Raw genomic sequence first — 14,890 nt, forward strand, 5'->3', positions numbered from 1 at the left:
CGGCGGGTGGAGATCGAGGCTGCGGACCTGGGGTATTCCCGGTATGGGAGGGAGGGCCGCAAGGGCCTCCGTTCCGGGGGTGGGATGCCGGTTCCGGTGTGATGTCCACGCGTGGACAAGACTTCCGAACCAATGGAATCAATGGGTTAGGGTTACGGTTTTAGGGAAGCGTTAAGGTTTGGCGGGCGTTCGAGTGGAGTTTCGAGGCCAGCCCCCACCTGCCAGTGCTGGCCGCGAAGGTCTGACAGGGATTTGTCCCTTGGAGCGTCACCAAGACCGACAGTCCGGAGCCGAAAGATAGCGGGCAATGGGGGTGCAGCCTGGACCGTCGGGTTGGAAATCGGGGCGCGGCTGCCTGGGCTGGCGCGGTAACGCGCCTGCCGGGGGCAGGCAGGAGCGACCCGATTTGTCGAGGGTCAAATCGGGCAAGAGTGAATGGACCTTGTTGGTGGGCAGATCGGAAGCGGTGGGTCGGCATACACCCGGCGTTGTTATCAAAAGGGATTCTCGTCAAAGCTGACTTCAATGGGAAGTTCATGAAGTAACGTGCCTTCCGAAGTCGAAATCTCAATGCGAACGGTACCTTTTGAGCTATAGGTGTCTTTTTGCTCCTTCCCGTTCCACTTTGTCCAGAATGGCTTTGATAGACTAAGTCGCTCCTGTGAGAAGGCCCCGGGGGCTAGACGCCTTATGCTCGGCGTTATCAGCGAGCGCTTGATGCGGTTGCCGTCAACAATTTCATAGGGGCAGTCTTTTCCATGTGCGGTGGCTGACCAATCCTTTAGTGTGTTCACGTAAATCGCTTCAATTTCTGGGCTACGCTGATTCGTCTGGTTTCTTATGTCAATCACCAAGTCAAAGCTGCCTGTATGCACATACTCTGTCTTTACTAAGTTTGATTCAACTGCTCGGAGTGAGACAGTTAATCTCTCGACTTTCTTCTTTTGCGTTTCTAGTTTTGCCCAATCAAGCCATTCACTAAGCTTATTCTTGAGATCTGTGGCGGTACCATCATACACGACATGCGAATGTTGCTTTAGGTCGAAGGGTATATCGCTAACGCTCTGGGTCACGAGTACACAGAGTTTGCTTCGCGCATGTGAGAAACCTACTTCATAGAAGACGTTCGGATTCTGTTCAGTCATATCTGCAATTATGAAATCCGCGTTTTCGATCTGACGATATACTCTTTCCAAAATAGTCTCGGAAAATCGCTGCTCATCAACCCGCTCGGCAACTATCCCCTTTTCTGAACAAGCCTGCTTAATTCCGAATTGATAGATGTCATTGAATTTTGCAGAGAACGGCATGAGCACAAATGCAAATGGCCTGAGTTCCGAAACCATCATGCAACTCCGTTGTTCCTCAGAATATCAGTACGAACCCTATAGGCAGACGTAGGCTATTCTGAAAGTTGCGCGGCAACAAGCAATACAAGATCAACCTGAATTCCGAGATTTTGCTGTAGCTTAGGAAGCGACCAACTCCTGGACCTAGAGACAGGCCCAGAGCCCCCCTCACCGCTCCTCCACCAAAATCTCCCTTTTCCCAACGTGGTTCGCCCGCGTGACCACGCCCTGATCTTCCATCTGTTCCACCAGCTTGGCGGCCTTGTTGTAGCCGATCCCCAATTTCCGCTGGATGTAGGAGGTTGAACACTTCCGGTCCTTGGCGACAATCGCCACGGCCTGATCATAAAGCGAGTCGTCGCCTTCGCCGTTCAGGCCCAGAACGAGGTCGATCTCGTTGTCGCGCTCGTCATCCACGCTTTCGACAACGCCGGACATATAGACGGGCGGGCCGTAGGATTTGAGGTGGTTGACGATCTCCTCGACCTCTTCATCCGACACGAACGGCCCGTGGATGCGGGTGATTTTCGAGCCGTTGCCCATATACAGCATGTCGCCCATGCCGAGCAGCTGTTCGGCGCCCTGTTCGCCAAGGATGGTGCGGCTGTCGATTTTCGAGGTGACCTGGAAGGAAATCCGGGTCGGGAAGTTGGCTTTGATCGTGCCGGTGATGACGTCGACGCTGGGGCGCTGCGTCGCCATGATCAGGTGGATGCCCGACGCGCGGGCCATCTGGGCGAGGCGCTGGATGCAGGCCTCGATTTCCTTGCCGGCGACCATCATCAGGTCGGCCATCTCGTCCACGATGACCACGATGTAGGGGATGGTCACGGGCTGGAATTCGTCGGTCTCGAAGATCGGGTCGCCGGTTTCTTCGTCAAAGCCGGTCTGGATGGTGCGCTTGAACATCTCGTTCTTGGAAAGGGCCTCGCGGACGCGGCCGTTGTAGCCTTCGATGTTGCGCACGCCCATCTTGGACATCTTGCGGTAGCGTTCCTCCATCTCTCCCACCACCCATTTCAGGGCGACAACGGCCTTTTTCGGGTCGGTGACCACGGGGGACAGAAGGTGGGGGATGCCGTCGTAGACGGAAAGTTCCAGCATCTTGGGGTCGATCATGATCATCCGGCATTCGTCGGGGCTGAGTTTATACAGCAAGGACAGGATCATGGTGTTGATAGCGACGGATTTGCCGGAGCCGGTGGTGCCGGCGATCAGGAGGTGGGGCATCTTGGCGAGGTTGGCGACGATGGGGTCGCCGCCGATGTCCTTGCCCAAGGCGAGCGGCAGGCGCATCTGGCTGTCGCCGAAATCCCGGGCGGAGAGGATCTCCTTCAGCACCACCTTTTCGCGCACGGCGTTGGGGAGTTCTATGCCGATGACGGTGCGGCCCGGCACGGTGGAGACGCGGGCGGAGAGGGCGGACATGCTGCGCGCGATGTCGTCAGCGAGGCCGATGACGCGGCTGGCTTTCAGGCCGGGGGCGGGTTCCAGTTCGTACATGGTGACGACCGGGCCGGGGCGGACCGAGGTGATCTCGCCCTTGACGCCGTAATCGTCGAGGACGCTTTCCAGCATCCGGGCGTTTTCCTCCAAAGCCTCATCGGACAGCTGGGTGCGCTGGATGGTGGTGGGGTTGGACAGCAGGCTGAGCGGCGGCAGTTCGTAGACCGGGGCGCTGTCTTCAAACCGCAGGGCGGGCTGCGATTCAGCGAGGGCCTGGCGCGAGGGGGCGGCCTTGCGGGCGGCGTGCTGCACCATCGGGCGGCGGTCGCCGGTAAGGGCGGGGTTCAGGGGGGCGAGGTCGTCGTCATCGGACCAATCGCTGTCGGCAGCAAACATGTTGTCGGGGACGGTGTCATCCTCCCAGTCCACGGTCATGAGGGTGGGATCGGAAATGGTCGCAATCGGTGTTTGCGGTGCGGGGTATTGTGGCTGCCGAGGGCGCATGACCGGGGGTTCGACGCGGGCCAAGGATGGCTCGGCCCGGGCGAGGGGCGGTTCAGCGGCGACAGGTGCGCGTTGACCGCGGTTGCGGATCACGTCGGAGATGCGGGCCTTGATACGGTCTTCGGTTGGCAGATCGGCGGCCCAGGCGGTTGCGGACATCAGGGGTTCGACCAGTTCCGGTTCCGGTTCCACGGCGCGACGCATGCGGGCCAGGAAGCCCAGCTTTTCCTTGGGCAATTCGGCTGGGGCCGTGAAATGACGCTGCTCATTGCGCAGGGTGGCGGGGGCATTCCACGCGGTTCCGACGGCCAGGGGTTCGGGGGCAAGGGCCGGACGGGGCCCACCCACGACCGGGGGCGGACGGCGCGATGGAACCGAGGGCGCGGCAAGACCCGGTTGCACGGCGCTGCGGCTGCGGGCTTGCAAGGTGCGCGCCTGCAGGCTGAGCGCACCATGGACCGCGCCACGCGCACCGCTGCCAGCAAGCGAACGCAGGGCAGAATACCCCATGATCGAGCCGATCAGCAGAAAGCGCCAAATCGCCGTCATTTCGACCGTGTCGAAGCCGGTGACGTAAAGCATCATCGCAATCAGGGCGGCAAAGGTGCCGAAGGACAAGAGTTTCAGCCCGAACCCGGCGCTGCCCGGCATCACGCCCAAAAGCGAGCCGAGAACCGTATCGCCAAACAGCCCGCCAAGGCCAAACGACTGCGGCCATGCAGCGCCCGGAACCAGAGTGGCCGCGTAGACCGAGGCCAGCGCCACGGCGATCACAGCAAAGACCACACGGCCCAGCGCGCGTTCGCCACCACGGTGCAGGATGAATCGCCCGCCCCAGACCATCAGGATCACCGGGATCGCCCATGCGCCGGAGCCGATGATGATCATCAATGTCGAGGCAATGGCGGCCCCCAGACGGCCCAGCATGTTTTGCGCGGGTTCATCGGTGGCGACCATCCAGCCCGGATCATCAGGGGAATAGCTGCCCAGCGCCATCAGGAAGCCCAAGCCCAGCAGCACCAGGACAAGGCCCATCAGCTCTCGCCCGCGGCGTTCCAGCATGGCTTGGGTGGATTGGTCCAACAGCGGATCGCGTTGCCGTGCCTGATAAGATGCCATTCTTTACGTCCCTTGACCGTAGAGGCAGTCGCGAAGCTGGGTCAGCCCGCGCTGAGTTTCTTCTTTTGGGGCCACGAGTGCGACCCTGATATAGCCTTTGCCGGGGTTCTGCCCCCCGACATCGCGTGAGAGATAAGCGCCGGGAAGCACCCGAACGCCGGTTTTCTGCCACAGCCTGAGCGAGGCCGTTTCGCCGTCATCCACCGGCAACCAGAGGAAAAAGCCGCCACTGGGGGGCTGGTAGCCCTGCATCCCGGCGAAGATCTGGTCGGCGAGGTGGAATTTCTGCTGGTAAAGCGCGCGCGAGGCATCGACATGCGCTTCGTCGTTCCAGGCCGCCTCAGACACGCGTTGGATCGGCAGCGGCAAAGGCGCACCGGCAAAGGCGCGCAGTTTGCGGACGGCTGCGATGCTGTCGGGCCCGCCCGCGACAAAGCCCGAGCGCAGGCCGGGCAGGTTGGAGCGTTTTGACAGCGAGTGGAAGACAACGGCGCGCTCAGGGTCTGCGCCCTGTTTCGCGGCGACGCTGAGCAGGCCGGTTGGCGGGGTATCGCGCCAGATCTCGGAGTAGCATTCATCGGCGAAAACGCGGAAATCGTGCTTTTCGGCAAGGGCAAGCAAATCGGCGAGGTAATCGGCACTCGCCACCGCGCCCTGCGGGTTGGCCGGCGAGCAGATGTAGGCAATGGCCGTCCGGTCGAGAATGTCTTTCGGCAGCGACCCGTAGTCCGGCAGGAACCCGGTGGCGGCAGTGGCGGGCACGTAGACGGGTTCGGCCCCTACGGTCAGCGCAGCCACGGCATAGACCTGATAGAACGGGTTCGGCATCAGGATCACGGGCTTTTTCCCGGCCTTGGTTTCCGGGCAAAGGGCGATGGCGGCGTTGTACAGGCCTTCACGCGTGCCGTTCAGGGCCATGATCTGATCGGGCGCAACTGCCGCACCGTAGCGCCGCCCGATCCAACCGACGATGGCTTGCAAAAGTTCGGGGGTGCCGTCGTTCGGGGGATAGGCGCTAAAGCCGTTCAGGTTGGCCGCAAGGATCGGCCCGACAAAATCCGGCATCGGGTGGCGGGGTTCGCCGATGGTCATGGCAATGGGATCACCGCCGGGGGCGTGCGCATCCAAAAGCTTCCGCAAACGCGGAAACGCATAGTCCGGCAGGTTCGAAAACCGCTCAGGAAACGCCATTACTGCCTCATAACCGGGGTCGTATCGCCCCGTTTTGAAGAACGATAACCAGTGAGCGGCCTGCGGTCCAGAAAAACTCATGGGTTCTTGGGGTTGAGAGGCGCGCCTGTGGCTTTTTCGCCCTTTGCAGCGGGGGGTTGCGCGGCAATCGGCGCAGGACAGGTTGCGCCACTGCGCCTTGCGGGGTCAGCGCAGCGCCATTTCCGCCGCCATGCCCAGCCGCAGCAGCCGGTTTTCCTGCCCCGGACCAGCCATCAGACTGATCCCGCAGGACGGCTGCGAGGTGGGCAGGGTCAGCGCGCAAAGCCCCATCAGGTTGCCGATACGGGTGTTGCGCAGGGCCAGCAGGTTTTCGGCAACGTAGTAGTCATTGTCGGTCATCAGCCGGTTGGCATCGGGCGGCAGGATCGGCGACGTGGGCAGGATCACCGCGTCATAGCCGGCGGTCTGTTCGGCCCAGATCGCGCGAAGCTGGTGCAGCCTGCGCCAGCCGGCAACATAATCCATTGCGGTGAATTGAGCACCTGAGCGGAAGCGTTCCAGAATGCGAGGGAACATCTTTTCCGGTGCAGTTTCAATGGTTTCGCGCCAGATGCCATATGCCTCGGCGGTGAACAGGAGCGCTGCCAGACCCATCGCCTCGGCCACCTCAGGCAGGCGGACGCGGGTGATGGTCGCGCCTGCACGGGCAAGGCTCTGGGTGGCATCGTCGAACCCCTTGGCGGGCCGGTCGCGCAGATCGTCCAGCGCCACGGTTTCCAGGATGGCGATGCGTGTCCCGGAAAGGCTGGCGCCGGCCAGATCGGCAGGTTTGCCACCGTGCAGCGCGGCAAGAAGAAGGGCGCAATCTTCGACAGAATGGGCCAGCGGGCCAATGGTATCGAACGCCTCGCACAGCGGCACGGTGCCAGTAAGGGGCAGGCTGCCTGCGGTGGTCTTGAGGCCGACCAGATCATTCCAGGCGGCGGGAATGCGTACGGAACCGCCGGTATCTGACCCGATGGCAGCGGGGGCAAGGCCGAAGGCGACCGAGGCCGCAGCGCCCGATGAAGAACCGCCGGGCACCGCGCGGTCGTCGTTCAGGCAAGGCGGCGTGGCGGTGACGGGGTTTAGGCCAAGGCCCGAAAAAGCCAGTTCCGACATATGCGTCTTGCCAAGGCACAGAAGGCCGGCATGGGTGGCGTTCTCCAGCACGGCGGCGTCTCGCGTAGGGGTACGGCCTTTCAGAAGGGCGGATCCTGCTTCGGTGGCAATGCCGGCGGTGTCGAACAGGTCTTTCCAACTGATCGGCACGCCATCCAACACACCGCGCCTGAGACCGGCCTTGGCCCGACCCACGGCGGCCATCGCTTCGGCGCGGGCGCGGGCGGGGGTTGTGCGGGCGTAGATGCGCGGGGCAAGGGGGTGAGTGTCGATGGCGTCAAGGAAGGCTTCGACCAGTTCGACCGGGTGGATGCGGCCCTTGTCGATCTCGCGGCCCAGCTCGGCCGCCGTCATGTGTCCCCAGGTGTCGCTCATCTAATCCCCCGTTTGCGGCAGGGTAGCGGCAGCGGGGCGCATGGACAATCCCGCGTGAGGGCGCATATTCGGCTGCATGGAACATGATGCGGATGTGGTGATTGCGGGCGGCGGGCTGAACGGGCCGGCCTTGGCATTGGCGCTGGCGGGTTCGGGGTTCCGGGTGATCGTGGTGGATGCCCGCCCCGCGCCCGCCCGCGCCGAAGCGGGGTTTGACGGGCGGGCCTACGCGCTGGCTATCGCGTCAAAGCGGTTGCTGACGGTGATCGGCGTCTGGGGCCGGGTGGCCGACCGGGCGCAGCCGATTGTCGAGATCAAGGCGTCGGACGGGCGGGCGGGAGAAGGGTCCGCGCCGTTCTTTCTGCACTTTGATTCGGCCGAGATCGAGGAAGGCCCGATGGGGTTTCTGCTGGAGGACCGATATCTCTATGCCGCATTTCTGGCGGCGATGGCCGAGGCGCGGGGGGTGACGCTGCTGTCGGGCGAGACGGTGGTGGCACAAGACGTTTCGGCGCAAGGGGTGGCGGTGACGCTGGCCTCCGGCCGGGTGCTATCGGCGCGGCTGTTGGTCGGGTGCGACGGGCGCGGGTCGGGGGTGGCGACGCGGGCGGGGATTTCGCGGGTCGGCTGGGGCTATGGGCAGACCGCGCTGGTGACGGCAATCCGGCATGAAAAGGATCACCGAGGGATCGCGCAGCAGTTCTTCATGCCGTCGGGGCCGCTGGCGATATTGCCGCTGAAAGGCGGGTTTCATTCCAGCATCGTGTGGAGCGAGGGGGAGGCGCAGGCGGCGGCGATCCAGGCTTTGCCGGATGATCAGTATCTGGCGGCGTTGCGGCCACGCTTCGGCGATTTCCTTGGCGAGATTTCGCTGGCCGGGGCGCGGTTCACCTACCCCCTGTCGCTGTCTCTGGCGGAGCGGTTCGTGGCGCCCCGGGTGGCGCTGGTGGGGGATGCCGCGCATGGGGTGCACCCGATTGCGGGGCAGGGTCTGAACCTTGGCCTGCGCGACGTGGGGGCGCTGGCGGAGGTGCTGACCGATGCGGCCCGGCGGGGCGAGGATATCGGGGCCGTTGGCGTGCTGGAGGGGTATCAGAGGTGGCGACGGTTTGACGCGACGGCGCTGGCCTTGGGGATGGATGGGGTGAACCGGCTGTTTTCCAACGACAACCCCCTGCTGCGGCTGGGGCGGGATCTGGGGATGGGGATCGTAGGGGCGGTGCCGTCCTTGAGGCGGCGGTTCATCCGGCAGGCGGCGGGGCTTTCGGGGGCCGTTCCGCGGCTGCTGGAGGGGAAGGCGTTGTAGGTGTCCACGCGTGGACAACGGGGTGGATTGTGGGAAATCAAGGGGTTAGGGGGAGGGGTTAAGGAGTTGGTAAGGATTGGGGGCAATGGTAAGGAAAGGCATGTTTCTTGCTTAACGCCAACTCGGTAACCTTTTGAGGATTGTCGCTGATGCTCGTTTGTCCTGACTGCTTTGCGAACACAGGTCTTCAGAACCGCATTAAGACCATCCGTCCGAACTTTGATGATGGAGCGTGTTATGCACACGTGACAAAGAAAGGCGTGCCTCTCGAGGCTGTCGCCAGGATTATCGAGGAGGTGATTCGCAACAATTTTCATCTATCAGGGTTTGATTACAAGGGAGAACCGCTGGGTGAGAGTCTGATCGACGTGATCTACTGCCTGACTGAGGCGCATGATCACGAAGTTGTTGAGGCCCTACAAAGTGTGCTTATAGAAGAAGATGAATATTGGCCGCCAGATGGTGAAGAGCCGTTCTTCTCAGAAGAAAATGGTTACCAAAAGACAGTTGAAGTTTTTGATGAGCAGCGATCTCGGAGATGGGAGGAGTTTCGCGAAGTTATTATTTCTCAACAGAGATTTTTTAGTGATGACGCAAAACGAATACTAACGGAAATCTTCGATGGTTTGCATTTGCTTCGCGATGACAGAAATGAACCGGCAGTAATGGCGCTTGAGCCCGGAAAGCATACGGTTTTTCGGGCACGAAGGGCAAACACTCAAAGCACTCAAGACAAGATATATGGCGATGCTGCAAGGGAGCTCGGTCCTCCTCCAAGCGCGCTTCGTATAGCCGGCAGAATGAATCCATCCGGCATAAAGGCATTTTATGGCGCGTTTGATATAGAGACCTGTTTGGCAGAAATGAGGCCAGCAGTTGGTGAAACGATAGTGACGGCAGAGTTCAGGCTTGTTAGGCCGGTAGTCGTGTTAGACACAACCAAGTTTGAGAGGCCTCCAAAGTCACAAAACATCTTCACCGTGACACACAATAAGAGGCTAATGCTCTGGGCATTTATGGCGGAGTTCATGAGTGAAATCTCAATTCCAACTCTACCAGAAGAAGAGCACTTGAGCTACATTCCTACGCAAGTAGTCGCTGAATACTTGGTGCATCTGCATAAGTTCAAGTTTGGGAGTGGTGAGCGGACAGTCGATGGGATTATCTTTCAATCTGCCCAGAAAGAGGGTGGAAAGAACATTGTGCTCTTCGGCGATGCAGCAAATGTTCTTATGCCGGAAGACGCTTCGATCAAGCAATGGCCGAAGTGGCCGAAACAAGCAGACTCAAAGCCGACACTGGACGTGGTTCAAAACAGTCTGGTTTCGCACCGGATTGAAAGCGTTAGGGTCAACACATCGGTATTTTTTGGCGGACCGGACAATAGCCCTGACGACTTTTGACGGTCATGCGGAGGTGTTTTGGCTTAAAGCGGGGCAACCCTCCAGTTGCGGGGGATCGGCATTTCCCGCTCAAATGGCGGTTGAGGGAAGCGGGAGGGGCAAGCGCGGGTGCATGCGAGTAAGCAAACCTACCGGGGTTTGCGCGCTCGGTCGGTCGGTGCGGGAGCAGGGGAATGGACGGGAATTGGCGGTTCGAGGCCCCTCTTCCGGGCACGGGTCAGCCCGGAGGGAGCGTGATAGGTGCCCTGTAGCGCATCCTACAGGGCGTGGGTTCGGGAGGTGGACTACTACTTGGATTCAGGACCGGGCCTGCGTTGGGGCGAGGGGGACTAGATGGGGCAATCCCCGACTGGCCTGTCACTCCAGCGCCCGCGCCTCGCTCACCAGCATCACCGGAATCCCGTCCCTGATCGGAAATGCCAGGTTCGCGGCTTTGCTGATCAGCTCTTGCCGCTCGGCGTCGTAGGTGAGGGTGGCTTGGGTCAGGGGGCAGACGAGCGCCTCGAGCATGCGGCGGTCGGGGGTTACGCCGGGGGCGGCGGGGTCGGTCATTGCATGACCTCGGCGTCCGCGCCGCCGCGCAGGGCGAATTCGATCAGGGTGACGAGGGTTTCGCGGCGGGTGTCGAGGCTTGGAGCCTCCAAGAGCGCCTGTTTGTCTTCGTGGGAGAAGGGGCAGAGCATGGAGAGCGAGTTGATCAGCAGCTCCGGCTCGGCTTCTGACAGGCCGTCCCAATCGGTGGACAGGTTCATCGCGGTGAAATAGCGGGAGAGCAGGTCCATGAAGGGGGCGCGTTTGAAGCCCTTGTCGTCTTCGCTGGGGCCGAGGTCACGTTCAAACGGGGACCATTCGACGATGACGCGGCGGTAGGGGGTGAAACCCTGCACCTCCTCCTTGACGCGAAAGCGGGAGGCGCCGGAGAGGGTAACCATGTAGCGGCCATCCTCGGTTTCCGAAAAGCCGGTGAGGCGGCCAGCGCAGCCGATGGCCTGCAGGCGTTTTTCGGCCGGGCGGGTGCCTGTGGCGCGTTTGTCGGATTGCGGGGTGTCGCGCGGCTGGATCATGCCGATCAGGCGGTGCTTGGTCTTCATGCAGTCTTCGATCATCGCAAGGTAGCGCGGTTCGAAGATATGCAGGGGAAGCCGCGTCCGGGGCAGCATGAGCGCGCCCGGAAGCGGGAACACGGGGATGGTGTCGGGCAGGTCGGTTGCGTTGATCATGGCAGAGACCTAGGCCGGAAGGGCCGTCAGGCAAATATCATCGACGAAAGGCGGCGGCGGCCGTTCAGGACGATGGGATCTTGCGGTTTCAGGGCGTCGAAGATGGTGAAGAGCTGGGTTTTTGCGGCGCCGTCGTTCCAGTCGCGGTCGCGGCGGAAGATTTCGAGGAGCGCGTCGACGGCCTCTTGCGGTTTGTCGGCGGCGAGGAGGGCGGTGGCGAGGTCGAAGCGGGCCTGATGGTTGGCGGGATCGGCATCGACAGCGGCCTGGAGTTCGGCCTCGGGTCCGGCGTTGGCGGCTTGTCTGGCAAGGTCGATCTGGGCGCGGGCGGCGTCGATTTCCTTGGCCTTGGCGATGGTCGGTGGGGCGGCAGCGAGGAAAGCCTCGGCCTGGTCAATATCGCCAAGGGCAAGGTGGCAGCGGATCAGGCCCGCGTAGGCGATGGCGTTGGCGGGGTCTTCTTCCAGAATGGCGGCGAAGGTTTCCACCGCATCGACGACGGCCCCTTCGGCGAGCATGTCTTCTGCTGCGGCAAGCGCCTCGGCCAGACCACCGTCACCGGCAAGGGCGGCGGCGCGGTCGATGAAGGCTTTCAATTCGGAGGCGGGAACCGCGCCTTGGAAGGCATCGACCGGCTGGCCGTTCCAGAAGGCGTAGACGGTGGGAATTGATTGGACGCGCAACTGGGCCGCGATGCGCTGGTTCTGGTCAACATCGACCTTGACCATGCGCACCTTGCCGCCTGCCGCTTTGACGGCCGCCTCCAGCATCGGGCCGAGGGTCTTGCAGGGGCCGCACCAGGTGGCCCAGAAATCGACGATGACCGGGATGGTTTTCGACATCTCGATCACATCGGCCAGGAAGGTGGCTTCGGTGGTATCCTTGATCAGGTCGCCTTGCGCCTGCGGTTTGTCCCCAAGACCCAGCATGTCGTCCTCATTCGAAAAGATTTCCCCTTATATGAGGGTGCGCGGCGGAAACGCCAAGGGGGTCATGCCAATGCGGCAACCCGGGCGTGGGATGGGCAATGGGTCATGTGGTCGTTGACCATACCGGTGGCCTGCATGAAGGCGTAGGTGATCACCGGGCCACAGAAGTTGAAGCCCTCGGCCTTGAGCGCCTTGGACATGGCAAGCGAGATGTCGGTCTGGGTGGGTACCTCGGCCATCGAGGCGCGGTTGGCCTGCAACGGCGCGCCACCGACAAAGGACCAAAGCCAGGGCGAAAAGCCTTCGCGCGCCTCGATCCGCAGATAGCTTTGTGCCGAGCGGATGGTGCTTTCGATCTTGCCACGATGCCGGATGATGCCGGGGTCGGCGAGAAGGCGCGTCACCTCTGGTTCGCCCCATGTGGCGATGATTTCGGGATGAAATCCTTCGAAAGCGGCGCGAAAGGTTTCGCGTTTGCGCAAAATGGTGATCCAGGCAAGGCCGGCCTGAAAACCATCGAGAATCAGCTTTTCCCAAAGCGCACGCGGGTCACGTTCAGGCACACCCCAGTCGGTGTCGTGATAGTGGACATACAGAGGATCGGTGCCGCACCACGAGCAGCGGGCCGTATTTTCATTTGTTTCCATAGATTTCCTCGCTGGGTCGCCAATCGTTCAAATGAGAACAAAATGGGAATTTTAACAAGTGATTTACCGTTTGGTTGCAAGGCTGTCGATCATGAATTTGTCAGCAAAGGTAACTGTCGGATGAGTTTCATGACCGGGCCGAAGCGCACGAAGTTTGACGTGGAACCGGGGACGGCCAGCCCGCTGGATGTGGCCGCCTCGTTGGCGGACCGTGAAACCCTGCAGATGGTGGCCGAAGCACTGCGCCTGCGGCGGATGCGGTTGGCATTTCAGCCGGCGGTCTATGCGGCGGACACGTCGATCATCGGGTTCTACGAAGGGTTCATCCGGCTGCTGGACAACAGGGATCATGTGATCCCAGCGCGCGATTTCATCGGGGCGGTGGAGCGGCAGGAACTGGGGCGCGAGATTGATTGCGCAGCACTGCAGATGGGCTTGATGACCCTGCAAAGGAACCCCGGCCTGCGGGTGGCTGTAAACATGTCGGCCCGTTCGGTCGGTTACCGCAACTGGAACGACACACTGCGAAAGGCGCTGAAACAATCGCCTGATCTGGGCGCGCGGCTTATTCTTGAGATCAACGAAGCCTCGGCGATGGCAGTGCCCGACGTGCTGCTGCCCTTCATGCAGGAGATGCGGCAAACCGGCATCGTATTCTCGCTGGATGATTTCGGCGCGGGGATCACGTCCCTGCAACTGTTGCGCGATTTCCGGTTCGAGATTGCCAAGATCGATGGTCGCTTTTCTCGCGACATCGACCGCAATGTCGACAATCAGCCGCTGGTGCGGTCTGCGATAGCGGTTGCCAAGCAGTTCGGGATGTTCCTGGTGGCCGAAGCGGTGGAGACGGAAGCAGAGGCCAACTGGCTGCGTGATGCCGGGGTTGGGTGCCTGCAAGGCTATCTGTTTGCGGCGCCGACCGTGACACCGGATTTCAGCGCCTTTCGCAATGGGCGTGCGGCGGGCTGAGATGCTGGCCGAAACCGGCTGCCTGAAAGCTGCGCACGGTAGTTTTGGGCGCAAGTTTCTTGCGCTTTCTCCCTTGGAGCGATACGCCAATAGTCAAACGCGGCGGGGTTGCATCCGCGCCGCAGGGCGCTAGCAAAGAGGTTCTCATGACCAATGTAGTGATCGTTTCGGCGGGCCGCACCGCTGTGGGCAGCTTTAACGGCGCTTTCGCCAACACTCCGGCGCATGATCTGGGGGCGGCGGTGATCGAGGGCGTGGTCGCCCGCGCTGGAATTGACAAGGCAGAAGTGGATGAGACGATCCTCGGCCAGGTTCTGACGGCGGGTCAGGGGCAAAACCCCGCACGCCAAGCGCATATCAAGGCCGGTCTTGCCAAGGAGGCGAGCGCGTGGAGCCTGAACCAGGTGTGCGGATCGGGTCTGCGGGCGGTGGCGCTTGGCGCACAGCATGTGCAGCTGGGTGACGCGAAGATCCTGATCGCGGGCGGGCAGGAATCGATGAGCCTTGCACCACATGTGGCGCATCTGCGCGCCGGACAAAAGATGGGCGACCTGAATTTCATCGACAGCATGATCAAGGACGGGCTGTGGGACGCTTTCAACGGCTATCACATGGGCCAGACAGCGGAAAACGTGGCCAACCAGTGGCAGATCAGCCGCGATATGCAGGACGAATTTGCGCTGGGCAGCCAGAACAAGGCTGAGGCGGCGCAGAAGGCGGGCAAATTTGCCGACGAGATCATCGCCTTCACGGTAAAGACCCGCAAGGGCGACATCGTGGTGGATCAGGACGAATACATCCGCCATGGCGCAACGCTGGAAAGCATGGCCAAGCTGCGCCCGGCCTTTGCCAAGGACGGGTCGGTCACGGCAGCGAACGCCTCGGGGCTGAATGACGGCGCGGCGGCTGTGATGCTGATGACCGAGGAAGAGGCGGCACGGCGTGGGCTGACGCCCATCGTACGGATCGCCTCCTATGCGACGGCGGGGCTGGACCCGGCGATCATGGGGGTGGGGCCGATCCACGCCAGCCGCAAGGCCCTGCAAAAGGCCGGGTGGAAGGTGAGCGATCTGGATCTGGTCGAGGCGAACGAAGCGTTCGCGGCACAGGCCTGCGCGGTGAACAAGGACATGGGCTGGGACCCGGCGATCGTGAACGTCAACGGCGGGGCGATTGCGATTGGCCACCCGATCGGTGCTTCGGGCGCGCGGGTGCTGAACACACTGATCCACGAAATGGCGCGGCGCGGGGCAAAGCGCGGGCTTGCAACGCTGTGTATCGGCGGAGGA

General features: G+C 61.8%; 12 protein-coding genes. 4 read left to right on the forward strand and 8 right to left on the reverse strand.

Annotated features, from left to right (window positions below; all coding sequences use genetic code 11):
* Positions 1-494: 494 nt before the first annotated feature.
* The 4 genes from RMO18_RS02155 to RMO18_RS02170 form a co-directional block, all read right to left on the reverse strand.
* Entirely contained in the window at positions 495-1,346 is an 852-nt protein-coding gene (locus RMO18_RS02155) for a hypothetical protein (RefSeq protein WP_309663680.1), read from the reverse strand.
* Between the two features lie 171 nt (positions 1,347-1,517).
* Complete coding sequence (locus RMO18_RS02160; RefSeq protein ID WP_309663681.1) at positions 1,518-4,418, reverse strand: DNA translocase FtsK; 2,901 nt, start codon at positions 4,416-4,418, stop codon at positions 1,518-1,520.
* Positions 4,419-4,421: 3 nt separating this feature from the next.
* A complete protein-coding gene (locus RMO18_RS02165; RefSeq protein WP_309663682.1) occupies positions 4,422-5,609 on the reverse strand; it encodes an aminotransferase class I/II-fold pyridoxal phosphate-dependent enzyme in 1,188 nt (395 codons plus the stop codon).
* 186 nt (positions 5,610-5,795) lie between these two features.
* A complete protein-coding gene (locus tag RMO18_RS02170) occupies positions 5,796-7,127 on the reverse strand; it encodes an amidase family protein (RefSeq protein ID WP_309663683.1) in 1,332 nt (443 codons plus the stop codon).
* Between the two features lie 76 nt (positions 7,128-7,203).
* Here RMO18_RS02170 and RMO18_RS02175 point away from each other — a divergent pair, with 76 nt between their 5' ends.
* Both RMO18_RS02175 and RMO18_RS02180 read left to right on the forward strand, forming a co-directional pair.
* Entirely contained in the window at positions 7,204-8,433 is a 1,230-nt protein-coding gene (locus RMO18_RS02175; RefSeq protein ID WP_309663684.1) for a UbiH/UbiF/VisC/COQ6 family ubiquinone biosynthesis hydroxylase, read from the forward strand.
* Between the two features lie 149 nt (positions 8,434-8,582).
* Complete coding sequence (locus RMO18_RS02180; protein WP_309663691.1) at positions 8,583-9,836, forward strand: RES family NAD+ phosphorylase; 1,254 nt, start codon at positions 8,583-8,585, stop codon at positions 9,834-9,836.
* 357 nt (positions 9,837-10,193) lie between these two features.
* Here the strand turns inward: RMO18_RS02180 and RMO18_RS02185 are convergent, their stop codons facing one another.
* From RMO18_RS02185 to RMO18_RS02200, 4 genes are all read right to left on the reverse strand, one after another.
* Positions 10,194-10,388, reverse strand: a complete 195-nt coding sequence (locus tag RMO18_RS02185) for a Trm112 family protein (RefSeq protein ID WP_309663685.1) — start codon at positions 10,386-10,388, stop codon at positions 10,194-10,196.
* Positions 10,385-11,056, reverse strand: coding sequence for an LON peptidase substrate-binding domain-containing protein (locus RMO18_RS02190; RefSeq protein ID WP_309663686.1), 672 nt, complete (start codon positions 11,054-11,056; stop codon positions 10,385-10,387). The genes RMO18_RS02185 and RMO18_RS02190 overlap by 4 nt, the downstream gene beginning before the upstream one ends.
* A gap of 26 nt (positions 11,057-11,082) precedes the next feature.
* Complete coding sequence (trxA, locus tag RMO18_RS02195) at positions 11,083-11,985, reverse strand: thioredoxin (RefSeq protein WP_309663687.1); 903 nt, start codon at positions 11,983-11,985, stop codon at positions 11,083-11,085.
* A gap of 62 nt (positions 11,986-12,047) precedes the next feature.
* A complete protein-coding gene (locus RMO18_RS02200; protein ID WP_309663688.1) occupies positions 12,048-12,632 on the reverse strand; it encodes a DNA-3-methyladenine glycosylase I in 585 nt (194 codons plus the stop codon).
* Between the two features lie 120 nt (positions 12,633-12,752).
* Between RMO18_RS02200 and RMO18_RS02205 the strand changes: the two genes are divergently transcribed.
* Together RMO18_RS02205 and RMO18_RS02210 are read left to right on the forward strand one after the other, a co-directional pair.
* Positions 12,753-13,601 carry an EAL domain-containing protein gene (locus RMO18_RS02205; protein WP_309663689.1) on the forward strand — a complete coding sequence of 283 codons (849 nt, stop codon included), beginning with the start codon at positions 12,753-12,755 and terminating at the stop codon, positions 13,599-13,601.
* Between the two features lie 146 nt (positions 13,602-13,747).
* Positions 13,748-14,890: acetyl-CoA C-acetyltransferase (locus tag RMO18_RS02210; protein ID WP_309663690.1), on the forward strand; the 1,143-nt coding region annotated here is incomplete at its 3' end.

Origin of the sequence: Tabrizicola sp., from assembly GCF_031377265.1 — a bacterium.
In the GTDB taxonomy this organism is placed as follows: Bacteria; Pseudomonadota; Alphaproteobacteria; order Rhodobacterales; family Rhodobacteraceae; genus JAUYQR01.